This is a genomic window from Streptomyces hazeniae, from assembly GCF_031845485.1.
Classification (GTDB): Bacteria; Actinomycetota; Actinomycetes; order Streptomycetales; family Streptomycetaceae; genus Streptomyces; species Streptomyces hazeniae.
Genome location: NZ_JAVREQ010000192.1, coordinates 1 through 445, shown reverse-complemented (window position 1 = coordinate 445; position 445 = coordinate 1). Strand labels below are relative to the sequence as shown.

The following is a 445-nucleotide window of genomic DNA, read 5'->3' as shown; positions in this document are numbered from 1 at the left end:
CCTATGCCGTTCACCTGGCGCACCGGCCGCCGCGGTCTATTGACCGCGGCGGCCACCGCCTGCACCCTCACCGGCAGCGCACTCCTCACCCTCGGCCTCACCGACACCGCAACTACCCCGCCACCCGTACCACCCGCCGCCGCAACGGCACCCGATCAGCCGGAGACCACTACCGAGCCCGCCCCGCCCTCCGCGGACCTGCCGCGTTCGCTTCCCGTGCGGGTCACCGCCGACCGGGTCGGTCTGGCCGCCCGCATCGAAGAAGTCGGCCTCACGAGCGGCGGTTCCATCGCCCTCCCGAAGGACGCCGACGACGCCGGCTGGTACACCGGCTCGGTCACCCCCGGGGAGCGCGGCAACGCCCTGGTCGTCGCGCACGTCGACGACACCGACGGTCCCGCCGCCTTCTATCCACTCTCCTCGCTGAAGCGCGGCGACCGCATCG

At 73.5% G+C, this 445-nt stretch carries 1 protein-coding gene; it reads left to right on the top strand.

The genetic code is table 11. The annotated features are described in order from the left end of the window. A partial coding sequence (locus RM572_RS29270; RefSeq protein WP_311676371.1) for a class F sortase occupies positions 1-445 on the top strand: 445 nt, incomplete at both ends.